Source organism: Microbispora triticiradicis (assembly GCF_005864065.1).
GTDB classification, from domain to species: domain Bacteria; phylum Actinomycetota; class Actinomycetes; order Streptosporangiales; family Streptosporangiaceae; genus Microbispora; species Microbispora triticiradicis.
Map to the genome: position 1 here is coordinate 795974 of NZ_VANP01000001.1, position 13703 is coordinate 809676.

Annotated in this window: 10 protein-coding genes; 7 read left to right on the forward strand and 3 right to left on the reverse strand. The window is 73.7% G+C overall.

Annotated features, from left to right (window positions below):
• The first annotated feature begins 30 nt into the window (after nt 1–30).
• The 7 genes from FED44_RS03855 (at nt 31) to FED44_RS03885 (ending at nt 11480) form a co-directional block, all read left to right on the forward strand.
• Nucleotides 31–3270, forward strand: a complete 3240-nt coding sequence (locus FED44_RS03855; protein WP_138459753.1) for a BTAD domain-containing putative transcriptional regulator — start codon at nt 31–33, stop codon at nt 3268–3270.
• A gap of 209 nt (nt 3271–3479) precedes the next feature.
• Complete coding sequence (locus tag FED44_RS03860) at nt 3480–3569, forward strand: potassium-transporting ATPase subunit F (RefSeq protein ID WP_111697438.1); 90 nt, start codon at nt 3480–3482, stop codon at nt 3567–3569.
• Nucleotides 3569–5269, forward strand: a complete 1701-nt coding sequence (kdpA, locus tag FED44_RS03865; protein ID WP_138459754.1) for a potassium-transporting ATPase subunit KdpA — start codon at nt 3569–3571, stop codon at nt 5267–5269. The genes FED44_RS03860 and kdpA overlap by 1 nt, the downstream gene beginning before the upstream one ends.
• On the forward strand, nt 5266–7395 hold the full coding sequence (gene kdpB / locus FED44_RS03870; protein WP_138459755.1) for a potassium-transporting ATPase subunit KdpB: 2130 nt from the start codon (nt 5266–5268) through the stop codon (nt 7393–7395). The genes kdpA and kdpB overlap by 4 nt, the downstream gene beginning before the upstream one ends.
• Entirely contained in the window at nt 7396–8247 is an 852-nt protein-coding gene (locus tag FED44_RS03875; RefSeq protein ID WP_138459756.1) for a potassium-transporting ATPase subunit C, read from the forward strand.
• A 9-nt stretch (nt 8248–8256) separates the two neighbouring features.
• Nucleotides 8257–10815 (forward strand): sensor histidine kinase, encoded by a 2559-nt coding sequence (locus tag FED44_RS03880; protein WP_138459757.1) that lies wholly within the window; start codon nt 8257–8259, stop codon nt 10813–10815.
• Nucleotides 10812–11480, forward strand: coding sequence for a response regulator (locus tag FED44_RS03885; RefSeq protein ID WP_111697433.1), 669 nt, complete (start codon nt 10812–10814; stop codon nt 11478–11480). Before FED44_RS03880 ends, FED44_RS03885 begins: the two co-directional genes overlap by 4 nt.
• A gap of 88 nt (nt 11481–11568) precedes the next feature.
• Here the strand turns inward: FED44_RS03885 and FED44_RS35635 are convergent, their stop codons facing one another.
• The 3 genes from FED44_RS35635 to FED44_RS03895 are packed head-to-tail and all read right to left on the reverse strand — an operon-like array spanning nt 11569 to nt 13703.
• Nucleotides 11569–11721 carry a hypothetical protein gene (locus FED44_RS35635; RefSeq protein ID WP_165900429.1) on the reverse strand — a complete coding sequence of 51 codons (153 nt, stop codon included), beginning with the start codon at nt 11719–11721 and terminating at the stop codon, nt 11569–11571.
• A 48-nt stretch (nt 11722–11769) separates the two neighbouring features.
• The gene (locus tag FED44_RS03890) at nt 11770–12486 is read right to left on the reverse strand and encodes a 4'-phosphopantetheinyl transferase family protein (protein WP_208758812.1); all 717 of its coding nucleotides are present in this window, start codon (nt 12484–12486) and stop codon (nt 11770–11772) included.
• A 20-nt stretch (nt 12487–12506) separates the two neighbouring features.
• On the reverse strand, nt 12507–13703 hold the full coding sequence (locus tag FED44_RS03895) for an FAD-dependent monooxygenase (RefSeq protein ID WP_138459759.1): 1197 nt from the start codon (nt 13701–13703) through the stop codon (nt 12507–12509).

The window sequence follows — 13703 nt, forward strand, 5'->3', positions numbered from 1 at the left end:
CCTCTCGCCCCGGGCGTTAGGGTGCGCAGCATGCGTTTCGGGGTCCTGGGTCCGCTCGCGGTGTGGACGGCGGGGGGCGAGCCGGTGGCGGTGCCCGGCGCGAAGGTGCGCGCCCTGCTCGCCGTGCTGCTGCTCAACGACGGGCGGCCGGTCTCCGCCGACCGGCTGATCGACGACCTGTGGGGGGACGATCCGCCGCGGCGCAATCCCCTCGGCGCGCTGTCGGCCAAGGTCTCCCAGCTACGCAGGGCGCTGGAGGACGCGCAACCGGGGGCGCGTGAGCTCGTCGTCTCCCGCCCGCCGGCCTACCGGCTGCTCCTGGACGACGAGGCGGTGGACGTCCGGCGCTTCCACGCGCTCACCACGCGGGCCCGGCAGGCCGGCGACCCGAGGGCCGGGGCGGCCCTGTTCGCCGAGGCGCTGGCCCTGTGGCGCGGCCCGGCGTTCGCCGACTTCGCCGACGAGCCGTTCGCCCAGGCCGTGATCGCGAGACTGGCCGAGCAGCGGCTGACCACGCTGGAGGACGCGGCCGAGGCCCGGCTGGCGCTCGGCGAGCACGCGGTGCTCGCCGCCGAGCTCGGCGACCTGGTCGCCGCCCATCCCCTGCGCGAACGGCTGCGGGCCGCGTACATGCGGGCCCTGTACGGCGCCGGACGCCAGAGCGAGGCGCTGGAGAGCTACGAGGAACTGCGCCGCCTGCTCGGCGACGAGCTGGGGCTGGACCCCGGCCCCGAGCTCGCCGCGCTGCAGCGGGCGATCCTCACCCAGGACCTGCAGGCGCCGCCCGCACCGGACCGGCGGCCCCGCTCGAACCTGCCCGCCCCGCACACCGAGCTGGTCGGACGGGAGAGCGCGGTCGCCGAGATCGGCGCGCTGCTGCGGGACGAGCGGCTGGTGACGCTGACCGGCCCGGGCGGCGTGGGGAAGACCCGGCTCGCGACCGAGGTCGCCGGCGGCCGGCGGGACCTGCCCGACGGTGTGTGGCTCGTCGAGCTGGCCGGGGTGAGGAACGGGGTGCGGAACGGTCTTCGGGCGGGTGCGGTGGCCGACGCGGTCACCGCGGCTCTCGACATCAGGGAGGGCGACCACGCCGACCTGTCCGCGGCGCTGCGGTCCAGAGACCTCCTGCTCGTCCTGGACAACTGTGAACACGTGATCGACGAGGTGGCGGCCCTGGCGGAGCGCCTGCTGCGGACCTCCCCCGGCCTGCGGATCCTCGCCACCAGCCGGGAACCGCTCGCCCTGGCGGGGGAGGTCGTGTGGGACGTGCCACCGCTCGACGTCCCGGGCCGCGACGCGGGGCCGGGCGCGCTGGCGGAGTCCAGCGCCGTGCGGCTGTTCGTCGCGCGTACGGCCGCCGCAGTCCGGGGCTTCACGCTCGACGACGGCAACGCCGCGGCCGTCGGCCTGCTGTGCCGCCGCCTGGACGGCATCCCGCTCGCCCTGGAACTGGCCGCGACACGGGTCCGCGCGCTGGGCGTGCAGGGGGTGGTGGACCGGCTGGACGACCGGTTCCGCCTGCTGGCCACCGGCCACCGCGGCGCCCCGCCCCGGCAGCGGACGCTCATGGCGATGATCGACTGGAGCTGGGAGCTGCTGACCGTCCCTGAGCGGACGGTGCTGCGCAGGCTGGCCGTCCACGCCGACGGATGCACGGTGGAGGCCGCCGAGTCCGTGTGCGGCGGTGACGACCTCGACGTGCTCACCCTGCTCGTACGGCTGGTCGACCGCTCGCTGGTCGTGATGCTGCCGACCCCGGAGGGACCGCGTTACCGGTTGCTGGAGTCGGTGGCCGCCTACTGCGCGGACCGCCTGGCGGAGGCCGGGGAACGGGAGCGGATCCGGCGGCGGCACCGGGACCACTACCTCGCCCTCGCGGAGCGGGCGGCGCCCCTGCTCCGCGGCCCCGAGCAGCGCCGGACGCTGCGGCTCCTCGACGCCGAGGCCGCCAACCTGCGCGCCGCGCTGGACCACTGCCTGGCGGACCGGGACGCCGCCGCCGCGCTGCGGCTGACCGGCGCCCTCGCCTGGCACTGGTTCCTGCGCGGGCGGCTGACCGAGGCCCGGCGCTCCCTCCAGGCCGCCCTCTCCCTCGCCGAGGACGGCACGGCGGTCAGCACGGGGCACGTCGGGGAGGACCTCGCGCGTCTCGCCGACGAGGTCCGGATATGGCTGGCCGGTTTCGCGGCCCTGCAGGGCGACGCCACCGGCGGCGCGGCGGTCGCGGACCGGCTGGACGCCGGCCGGGGCAGGGCCGTGTGGTTCCTCGCCCACGCCTCGCTCGGCTACCTGGACCTCGCCGACAGCGAGAAGTTGCTGGCCCGCGCCCTCGACGCCGCCGTGGCCGGTGGCGACCGGTGGGCGGAGGCCGCCGCCCTCATGACCCGTGCCCAGCTCGCCCACGTACGCGGTGACCTGGCGGCGTTGGAACGCGACGCGGCGCGGAGCGCGCGGATGTTCGCCGAGATCGGCGACCGCTGGGCCCGGATGGGCGCCACGGCCTGGCTGGCCGCCCTGGCCGAGGCCACCGGCGACCACGCGCGCGCCATTCGCCTGCACCGGGAGGCCCTCGGCATGGCCGAGGAGCTCGGGCTGTGGCCGGAGGTCGCGACCAGACTGTGCTGGCTCGGCTGGATCCACACCCAGCAGGGCGACCACGCGGCGGCCCTCGACGACGGCGCGAGGGCGCTGCGCCTGGCCGGTGAGCAGGGATACCGGCCCGGTGAGGTCTTCGCCGGGACCGTGCTCGCCTACGCCTCCCGGCGCGGCGGCGACCTCGACACGGCCGAGACACACCTGCGGCGGCTGCTGGAGGCCGCGCCGTATCCCCCGGCGCACGAGGACGACCCGCCGTCCGTACACGTCCCGATGCTCCTGGTGGAGCTGGGTTTCGCCGCGGAACTGCGCGGCGACGCCGGCGCCGCGCTGCGCCTGCACCTGGAGGCGTTCGACCTCGCGGCGCGGCTGGACGCGCCGCGCGACCAGGTGGGCGCGCTGGAGGGACTGGCCGGGGCGCTCGCCCTGACAGGCGACCACGCCGGGGCGGCCGAGGTGCTCGGCGCCGCCGAAGCGGCCCGCGACGCGAACCGGCTGCCCCCCGCTCCGGCCGAACGGGCCGACCTCGACCGCGTCACCGCCGCCTGCCGCGACGCCCTCGGCGAGGACTCGTTCACCGCCGCCCGCGCCCGCGGCTCCCTCCTCGGCCCCGAGGCGGCGCGCGCCCGGCACGGCCGGGAGCACCCGGATCGCGCGATGCAGCGATCTTCGTAGTGGCGACGTCAATAATCCCGCCATAGGCGTATATAAAGCGTCAACGGGCGCAGAACCCCGCATTTTTCGTGATTCGCTGACTGGGAATCGCCCGTCCGAGGGCGGCATGATGCGAACCGAGGAGTGAGGATGACCGACGTCGTCTTCGCCGCCCTGACGATCGCGAGTTTCGTGATCCTGGGCCTGGTCGTGAGCGCGGTGGAGCGGTTGTGAGCGCTGTCAACGCCGCCGGTCTGGCCGTGGTCGCCATTCTGTTGGTCTTCATGGTCGTGGCCCTGCTGTTCCCGGAACGGTTCTGATGACCCTTCCGACGAACCCCGCCGTCAGCGCCGTCCTGGTCACCGGGACCGTCCTCGTCGCCCTGGCGCTCTGCTACCGGCCACTCGGCGACCACATGTTCCGCGTCTACACCGGCACCCGGCACTGGCGGGTCGAGCGGATGGTCTACCGCCTGATCGGCGTGGACGCCGACGCCGAGCAGGGATGGCCGGCGTACGCCCGCGCCCTGCTCGCGTTCTCGGTCGTCTCCGTGCTCGCCCTCTACGCCCTGCAACGGCTGCAGGACCACCTGTTCCTCAGCCTCGGGATGCCCGCCGTACCGCCGGACCTGGCGTGGAACACCGCGGTCGCGTTCGTCACCAACACGGACTGGCAGGCGTACTCGGGCGAGTCGGCCATGGGCCACGTCGTGCAGACCGCGGGCCTGGCCGTGCAGAACTTCGTGTCCGCGGCGGCCGGCCTCGCCGTGGCGGTCGCGCTGGTGCGCGGGTTCGCCCGCGCGAGGAGCGACACGCTGGGCAACTTCTGGGTCGACCTGGTGCGCGGCACGATCCGGATCCTGCTGCCGATCGCGTTCGCCGCCGCGATCCTGCTGGCGGCCGGGGGAGCGCTGCAGAGCTTCGGCGGCCACCACGGCTGGACCACCCTCGCGGGCGGCGGGCAGACCCTCACCCCGGCCGGCGCGGCCGGCCAGGAGGCGATCAAGGACCTGGGCACCAACGGCGGCGGCGTCTTCAACGCCAACTCCGCCCATCCCTGGGAGAACCCCACCGCCTGGACGAACCTGCTGGAGATCTTCCTGCTCCTGGTGATCGCGACGTCCCTGCCCCGGACCTTCGGGCGGATGGTCGGCGACAACCGGCAGGGCTACGTCATCGTCTCGGTGATGGCCGTGCTCGCGCTGATCAGTATCGGGGTGACCCAGACGGCCGAACTGCACGCGGCAGGGACCGTGCCGGAGGCGACGGCGGGTACGGCGCCGCAGTGGGCCGGTCAGGCGGCGGAGGGCCGCGAGGCCCGCTTCGGCGTGCCGGACTCCGCGCTGTTCGCCAGTGCGGCGACCCTGACCTCCACCGGCTCGGTCGACTCCGCCCACGACTCCTACACGGCGTTCGGCGGCGGCATGCTGATCGTCAACATGCTGCTCGGAGAGGTCGCGCCCGGCGGCGCCGGCTCCGGGCTGTACGGCATCCTCGTCCTCGCGGTGATCACCGTCTTCGTCGCCGGTCTGATGGTGGGCCGCACCCCCGAGTACCTCGGCAAGAAGATCGGCTCCCGGGAGATCAAGCTGGCCTCGCTGTACTTCCTGGCGACCCCGGTCGTGGTGCTGCTGGGCACGGCGGTCGCGATGGGCACGGGAGCGGGCCGCGCGGGCATCGGGAACGGGGGCGCCCACGGCCTGTCGGAGGTCCTCTACGCCTTCGCCTCCACGGGCAACAACAACGGCTCGGCCTTCGCCGGGCTGTCGGCGAACACGCCCTTCTACAACACGGCCCTCGGTCTGTGCATGCTGCTCGGCCGGTTCCTGCCGATGGTGCTGGTCCTGGCGCTGGCGGGGTCCCTGGCCCGGCAGGCGCCGGTCCCCGTCTCGGCGGGCACGCTGCCGACCCACCGCCCGCAGTTCGCCGGCCTGCTCGCCGGGGTGACGGTCGTCCTCGTCGCCCTCACCTTCCTCCCCGCGCTCGCGCTCGGGCCCCTCGCGGAAGGACTGTCCCGATGAGCCCCCAGACGAGCCTCCGGACGACACGCGGCGGCTCGCCCGGGCACGCCGGCGGGGGCACGACCGGCCTCCGGCAGGCGGCCCGCGCGCTGCCCGGGGCGGTGCGGAAGCTGAACCCCGCCACCATGTGGCGCAACCCGGTCATGTTCATCGTCGAGATCGGCGCGCTCTTCACGACCGTCCTCGCGGCCGTGACCCCGTCCTTCTTCGCCTGGGCGATCACCGGATGGCTGTGGCTGACCGTGCTGTTCGCCAACCTGGCCGAGGCGGTGGCGGAGGGCCGCGGCAGGGCGCAGGCGGCGGCGCTCCGCGCCGCGAGACGCGACACGGTCGCCCGCCGCCTCGTCGACCCGGGCGACCTCGCCAAGTGGGAGGAGGTCGGCGCGCCGGACCTGCGCCAGGGTGACCACGTGATCGTGGAGGCGGGTGAGACCATCCCCGGCGACGGCGACGTGGTCGAGGGCATCGCCTCGGTGGACGAGTCGGCCATCACGGGGGAGTCGGCGCCGGTCATCCGCGAGTCCGGCGGCGACCGCTCCGCCGTCACCGGCGGCACCCGGGTCCTGTCGGACCGGATCGTCGTGCGGATCACCCAGCGGCCGGGCGAGAGCTTCCTCGACCGGATGATCTCCCTGGTCGAGGGGGCGGACCGCAGGAAGACGCCCAACGAGATCGCCCTCAACATCCTGCTGGCCGCCCTGACGATCATCTTCCTGGTCGCCACCGCGACCATGCAGCCGCTGGCCGTCTTCTCCCGCTCGGTCAACCCCGGCGTGGCCGACTCGGTCGCCCTCACCTCCGACGGGGTCACCGGCATCGTGCTGGCGGCGCTGGTCGTCTGCCTCATCCCCACCACGATCGGCGCGCTGCTGTCGGCCATCGGCATCGCCGGGATGGACCGCCTGGTCCAGCGCAACGTGCTCGCCATGTCGGGCCGGGCGGTCGAGGCCGCGGGCGACGTGTCCACGCTCCTGCTCGACAAGACCGGCACGATCACCCTGGGCAACCGGCAGGCGGCGGCGTTCCTGCCCGTGCCGGGTGTGCCCGCGCTCGAGATGGCCAGGGCGGCGCAGCTGTCGAGTCTCACCGACGCCACCCCCGAGGGCCGTTCCATCGTGGTCTACGCGAAGAACGCGTACGGGCTGCGCGAACGGGAGCCGGGTGAGCTCGCCCACGCCGGGTGGGTCCCCTTCACGGCCCAGACCCGCATGTCCGGCGTGGACATGGACGGCCGGCGGATCCGCAAGGGCGCCGCCACCGCGGTCATGAAGTGGGTGCGCGACAACGGCGGCCATCCGACCGCAGACGCGGGTCACCTGGTCGACGGCATCTCCGCCTCCGGCGGCACCCCGCTCGTGGTGGGCGAGGTGACCGGCGGCGCGGCCCGGGTGCTCGGGGTCATCCACCTCAAGGACGTGGTCAAGGAGGGGATGCGCGAGCGGTTCGACGCGATGCGCCGGATGGGCATCAGGACCGTCATGATCACTGGGGACAACGCGCTGACCGCCAGGGCCATCGCGGAGGAGGCCGGGGTCGACGACTTCCTCGCCGAGGCCACCCCCGAGGACAAGCTCGCCCTGATCAGGCGGGAGCAGGAGGGCGGCCGGCTGGTCGCGATGACCGGGGACGGCACCAACGACGCGCCCGCGCTCGCCCAGTCGGACGTCGGCGTCGCCATGAACACCGGCACCAGCGCCGCCAAGGAGGCCGGCAACATGGTCGACCTCGACTCCAACCCGACCAAGCTCATCGAGATCGTCGAGATCGGCAAGCAGCTGCTGATCACCCGCGGCGCGCTGACCACGTTCTCGATCGCCAACGACGTCGCGAAGTACTTCGCGATCATCCCGGCGATGTTCGCGGCCGTCTACCCGGGCCTGGGCGCGCTCAACGTCATGCGCCTGGCCAGCCCGCAGTCGGCGATCCTGTCGGCCGTCGTCTTCAACGCGCTGGTGATCGTCGCGCTGATCCCGCTGGCCCTCAAAGGCGTCCGCTACCGGCCGAGCAGCGCCTCCACCCTGCTGCGGCGCAACCTGTGCGTGTACGGCCTGGGCGGGATCGTGGTCCCCTTCGCCGGCATCAAGCTGATCGACCTCGTCGTCCGCCTCCTTCCGGGGATGTCCTGAATGAAACACCTGCCCAGTCCGATCCGCCGGCACCTGGCCGCCGTCCGCGCGGTGCTGGTGCTCACCGTGGTGACGGGGATCGTCTATCCACTGGCCGTCACCGGGGTGGCCCAGGTCCTGTTCCGGCACCAGGCGAACGGCAGCCTGATCGAGCGGAACGGCCGGATCGTCGGCAGCTCGCTCATCGGCCAGTCGTTCACCGACGCCGCCGGCGATCCGATCCCCCGCTACTTCCAGAGCCGGCCGGCCGCGCCGGGTCACGTCTACGACACCACCTCCAGCGGTGCGGGCAACCTCGGGCCGGAGGACGTCGTCGACACCCTTCCCGCTCCGGGCCGGAACGGCCGGACATCCCTGCTCACCCAGGTCTGCGCACGCTCCCTGGCGGTCGGCCGGCTGGAGGGCGTCAGCGGCGCCCGCCCGTTCTGCGCCCCCGGCGGGGTCGGCGCCGTGCTCAAGGTCTTCCCCGCGACCGGCACCGCGACCAGGGTCGTCTCGGTCAACCAGGCCTGCCCGGCCACCCCGTTCGTCCCCCGCTACCAGGGCGTACGGGTCGAGTGCGCCCGGCCGGGCGAGGACTACTCCACGGGCCGCACCGTGCCCGTCCGGGGCGCCGTCGCCCGGGTCGCCGTTCCCCCCGACGCGGTCACCGCCGGGGCGTCGGGCCTCGACCCGCACATCTCCGTGGCGTACGCCATGCTGCAGGCGCCGCGCGTGGCGAGGGCAAGAGGCCGCACAGTGGAGAGGGTGATGGATCTCGTCCGGCGGCACACCGTGAACCCGTGGCTCGGCTACGTCGGCCGCCCGGTCGTGAACGTGCTCGAACTCAACCTCGCCCTGGACGAGGAGTAGGAGGCCGCGGTGGCACGCGGACGGCTGCGGATCTACCTGGGCGCCGCGCCGGGCGTCGGCAAGACGTACGCCATGCTCGACGAGGGCCGCCGGGGCCTGGAACGCGGCCGGGACGTCGTCGTCGGGCTCGTCGAGACGCACGACCGCCCCCGGACCGCCGCGCTGCTCGCCGGCATGGAGGTGATCCCCCGCAGGCAGGTGGCCTACCGGGGGGCCGTCTTCGGCGAGCTGGACGTCAAGGCCGTCGTCGCCCGCCATCCGAAGATCGCGCTGATCGACGAGCTGGCGCACACCAACACCCCCGGCTCCGGGCACGCCAAGCGATGGCAGGACATCGAGGAGATCCTCGACGCCGGGATCGACGTGATCTCCACGGTGAACATCCAGCATCTGGAGTCGGTCAACGACGTCGTCTTCCAGATCACCGGCATCCCGCAGCGCGAGACCGTGCCGGACGAGGTGGTGCGGCGGGCCGACCAGGTCGAGCTGGTCGACATGTCGCCCGAGGCGCTGCGCCGCCGCATGGCGCACGGGAACGTCTACCGGCCGGAGAAGATCGACGCCGCCCTCTCCAACTACTTCCGGGTGGGCAACCTCACCGCCCTGCGGGAGCTGGCGCTGCTGTGGGTCGCCGACAAGGTCGACGAGCAGCTCGACCGCTACCGCGCCGAGCACGGCATCGCGGGCACCTGGGAGGCGCGCGAGCGGGTGGTGGTGGCCCTCAGCGGCGGATCGGAGGGAGACACGCTGCTCAGGCGGGCGGCCCGCATCGCCGACCGGACCAAGGGCGCCGACCTGCTGGCCGTACACGTGACCACCGGCGAGGGGCTCACCGGCGCGCACCCGGCGCACCTGGCACGTCAGCGGGCGCTGGTGGAGAGCATGGGCGGCACCTACCACCAGGTCGCCGGCGCCGACATCGCGCACGCGCTGCTCGACTTCGCCCGCGGGGTCAACGCCACCCAGCTGGTGCTCGGCGCGTCCCGGCGGGGCCGGACGGCCCGGCTGTTCTCCCCCGGCGTCTCGGTGATCGCCACCGCCGACTCCGGCTCGATCGACGTGCACATGGTCACGCACGAGGAGATGAGCAGGGGACGGCGCCGGGCGCCGCGCCGGGAGGCCGCCCTCACGCCCATCCGGCGGCTGGCCGGCTGGGCGCTCGCCGTCCTGGGGATGGGCGCGCTGACCGCCGTGCTGCTCCCGTTCCGCGACGGGCTGCGGCTGCCCAGCGAGATGCTGCTGTATCTTCTCATGATCATCGCGGTCGCCCTGGCCGGGGGCCTGCGGCCGGCCCTCACCGCCGCCGTCGGCGGGTTCCTGCTGCTCAACTGGTTCTTCACCGCGCCCGTGCACACCTGGACGATCTCCGACCCGGAGAACGTCTTCTCGCTGGTCGTCTTCGTGCTCGTCGCCGCCACGGTCAGCGCCGTGGTGGATCTGGCCGCCCGCCGTACCCGTGAGGCCGCGCGGGCGGGCGCGGACGCCGCGCTGCTGTCCACCCTGGCCGGGCACGTGCTCCGAGGCGACGCCGCGCTGCCGTCCCTGCTCGCCCGGCTGCGGGAGACCTTCGGCCTCACCTCGGTCACGTTGCTCGAACGCGTCGGCACACCGGTCCCGGACGACCGCAGCGACCCGCGGGCGTGGCGGATCGCGGCCACCGCGGGCGGCACGCCCTGCACCAGCCCGGCCGCGGCCGACACCGACGTCGTCGTGGACGAGGAACTGACGCTCGCGGTGCGCGGACGCCTGCTGGAGGCCGCCGACCGCCGGGTGCTGGAGGCGTTCGCCGCGGAGGCCGCCGTCGCGCTGCGCCAGCGGCGGCTGCGGGAGGAGGCCGACCAGGCCAGGCCGCTGGCCGAGGCCGACCGGATGCGCACGGCGCTGCTCGCCGCCGTCGGCCATGACCTGCGCACGCCGCTGGCGTCGGCCAGGGCCGCGGTCGAGAGCCTGCGCACCACCGGCGTCGACTGGTCACCGCAGGACCGGGAGGAGCTTCTCGCCACCGCCGACGAATCGCTGATCAAACTGAACCGGCTGGTGGACAACCTGCTCGACATGAGCCGCCTGCAGGCCGGCGTGCTGGGGCTGGCGCGTCAGCCGGTCGCCCTGGAGGAGGTGGTGCCCCGGGCGATCGACGACCTCGGGCCGCCCGGCGTCCGCGTCGACGCGGACGTCTCCGTCGAACTCCCCGAGGTCGTCGCCGACGCCGCCCTGCTCGAACGGGTCCTGGTCAACCTGCTGTCCAACGCGGTCCGGCACAGCCCGCCCGAGGAGCGGATCCTCGTCACCGCCAGCGCGTACGGCGACCACGTGGAGGTCCGGGTCATCGACTGCGGTCCCGGCATCCCCCGTGAGGCCCACGACCGGGTCTTCCTGCCGTTCCAGCGGCTGGGCGACCGGGACAGCCACACCGGCGTCGGGCTGGGACTGGCCCTGTCGCGCGGGCTGGCCGAGGCCATGGGTGGCACTCTGGTCCCGGAGGAGACACCCGGGGGAGGTCTCACCATGATCCTCACCCTGCCCGTCTCCGCGCCGGCGCCGGCCGCACGTCCCGAGGAGCTCGCTTGACCCGCGTCCTGGTCGTCGACGACGAGCCGCAGATCCTCCGGGCGCTGCGGATCAACCTGGTCGCCCGCCACTACGAGGTGGCGACGGCCGCCGACGGCGGCACCGCCCTGCGCCAGGCCGCCGAGTTCAATCCCGATCTGGTGCTGCTCGATCTCGGCCTGCCCGACCTCGACGGCGTGGAGGTCATCCACGGCCTGCGCGGCTGGAGTGCCGTGCCGATCGTGGTGCTGTCCGGCAGGGCCGGAAACCAGGACAAGGTCGACGCGCTGGACGCCGGCGCCGACGACTACGTCACCAAGCCCTTCCACATCGAGGAACTGCTGGCCCGCATCCGCGCCGTCACCCGCCGGACCTCCGTACCCGAGGCCGAGACGGCGCGGGTCAGCGTCGGCGACCACGTCGTCGACCTGGCGGCCAAGACGGTCTCGGGAGACGTGCGCCTCACCCCGACGGAGTGGCGCATCCTGCAGATCATGCTGCGCAACCCCGGAAAGCTGATCAGCCAGCGCCAGCTGCTGACGGAGGTGTGGGGGAGCACCCACGTCAGGGAGACCCACTATCTGCGGCAGTACCTGGCGCAGTTGCGCAAGAAGCTCGAACGCGACCCCGCCCGCCCGGTCCACCTCATCACCGAGCCCGGCATGGGCTACCGCTTCACCCCCTGACCGCCGCCCGGCGCAGGATCCGGATCCCGGCGAACGAGCGGCAACAGGTCGATCTCCGAGAGCCGCCTCGTTCCTGAGACCTCACGCATCAGCCGGGGAAGAACTGCGGCCCCTCGCCCCAGAACGAATGCCACAGCGCCGCCAGCAGCCAGAAGACGCCCGCGCCGATCGCGACACCCAGCACGAGGACGAGAACGATCAGTTTGAGGAACGCGTGGGGAGATCGCCGGAAGACGGCCACACCCTGATCTTCGGTTTCGCAGGAGGAACGGTCAAGGCTCGGCGGCGATCAGCCCTGGGCGAGAGCGACCGCCGCCGTGTAGCCGTCGGGGACCTCCACGTCGCCGATGCGCCACCCGGGCGGCTCTCGCCGGGGATGCAGTCCGGCCCCGACGTAGTCGGCGGACAGGTCCCTGGCGAGGCCCGTGCCGAGTCCTTTGAGGTAGGCCTCCTTGCGGGTCCAGAGGCGGCCGAACGCGGCGCGCCGCTCACCGGGCGGAAGGACCGAGAGCTCGGCGGCCTCGGCGGGGTGCAGCCTGGGCACGATCCCGTCGGCCACGCGGAGCTCGGGGAGGCGCTCGACGTCCACGCCGACCGGCACCCGGGCGACGGCGAGCAGCACCAGCCCGTCGCTGTGGGAGAGGGAGAAGTGGATCGCCGCGTCCGCCACGACGGGCCGGCCGTGCGGGCCGCCGCACAACGGGCAGGGCGCCCGCGTCAGCTCGATCTCCCCCGGCGGCCTGCCGAGACAGGCGCCGAGGAGGCGGCGCAGCGCCACGTGCGCGACGACGTAGCACTCGCGGTTCCCTTCGTGGCGGAACTCGGCCGTCCGCCTCCGCTCCTCCGCGTCCAGCACGAGGGGAGCCGCGTCCAGGGCCGCGCGACGATGCGCGGCGGCGCGCACGAGCCAGAGACGGGGCTCGTCGTCCGGCGCGGGAAGCGGCCCGGGCCCCTCGGGAGCGAGCTCACGCGGCACCAGGCTGTGGGACACCGTGCTGTATGACACCGTGCTGTGGGACACCTGGGTCATCGGCCGGCCCCGGCGGGCACGGACGCCCGCGTCGGGAGATCGGCGGACATCGACGTCTCGAAGGGCTTGAAGAGCACGGACTTCGGGGCGAACCGCATGAAGGCGTCGCGGATGAGGCGTGGCACGGGCCGCTCCTCCTGCTCGATCGCGCTCATCGCGTACGACCTCTCGACCAGCCACCTGATGTGGGCGCGGCGCCGGTCCTCGTAGGCGCGCAGGGCCCGGACCGGGTCGCCGGAGCCGGCACACACCTGGGCGAGGACCACCGCGTCCTCCACGGCGGAGCTCCCGCCCTGCACCAGGCTGGTCATCATCGGGTGCGCCGCGTCGCCGAGCAGGGTGACCGGGCCCTCGCCCCAGCGCTCCAGGAACGGGCGGTCCTGGGCGGGGACGGGGATGACGGCCTCGGGCTCGGTGGCCTCGATGGCCGCCGTGACCTCCTCCGCCCACCCCTGGTAGGCCCGCAGGATGTCGGCCTTGGTGCCGTTCCACTCCCGGGCCGCCTCGGGCGTCATGTTCCTGGTGCCCCACCAGTAGGCGTTGCCGTGGCCGATGTCGTGGAGGCCGAAGCGCTGGCCTTTGCCCCAGTAGTGCCCGTTGAACCCCCTGGTCAGCCGTGGATGGGCGAACCGGGTGACGGCCAGCCAGCAGACGTAACCGGCCTCCCGGACCGGTTCGGGGCCCGTCAGCTGCCGCCTGATCGCCGAGTGGATCCCGTCGGCCCCGATCAGCAGGTCTCCGTGCGCCTCCCGGCCGTCCGCGAAGCGGACGCGTACGCCGTCCGGGCCTGCGCTGAAGCCGGTCGCGACGGCGCCGAGACTGATCGGACAGTCCCCGGCCGCTTCGAGCAACGCCGCCTGCAACTCGCTCCGGGAGATGCAGACACTGGGCGCTCCCAGCTTCGCGCAGTTCTCCTTGTACGGCAGGACCCGGAGGGTGCGCCCGGCCGTGGTCATCATCTCGACGTGCTCGATCACCTGGCCGCGCTCCTCCAGGCCGAGGTCGATGCCGAGCGTGCCCAGGGCCCTGATCGCGTTGGACATGATGGAGAGCCCGGACCCGGCGGCGCGCAGCTCGCCCGCCCGTTCGTAGACCTCGACCTCCATCCCGATCCTGCGCAACGTGACGGCGGCGGCCAGACCACCGATTCCCGCCCCGACGACGACGGCCTTCGGCCGCGGAGAACCACTCAT

Bases quoted from the DNA above. Each gene is read 5' to 3' on its own strand.
- FED44_RS03855 (WP_138459753.1), top strand. From the start codon at position 31: ATGCGTTTCGGGGTCCTGGGTCCGCTCGCGGTGTGGACGGCGGGGGGC.
- kdpA (WP_138459754.1), top strand. From the start codon at position 3,569: ATGACCCTTCCGACGAACCCCGCCGTCAGCGCCGTCCTGGTCACCGGG.
- kdpB (WP_138459755.1), top strand. From the start codon at position 5,266: ATGAGCCCCCAGACGAGCCTCCGGACGACACGCGGCGGCTCGCCCGGG.
- FED44_RS03875 (WP_138459756.1), top strand. From the start codon at position 7,396: ATGAAACACCTGCCCAGTCCGATCCGCCGGCACCTGGCCGCCGTCCGC.
- FED44_RS03895 (WP_138459759.1), bottom strand. From the start codon at position 13,703: ATGAGTGGTTCTCCGCGGCCGAAGGCCGTCGTCGTCGGGGCGGGAATC.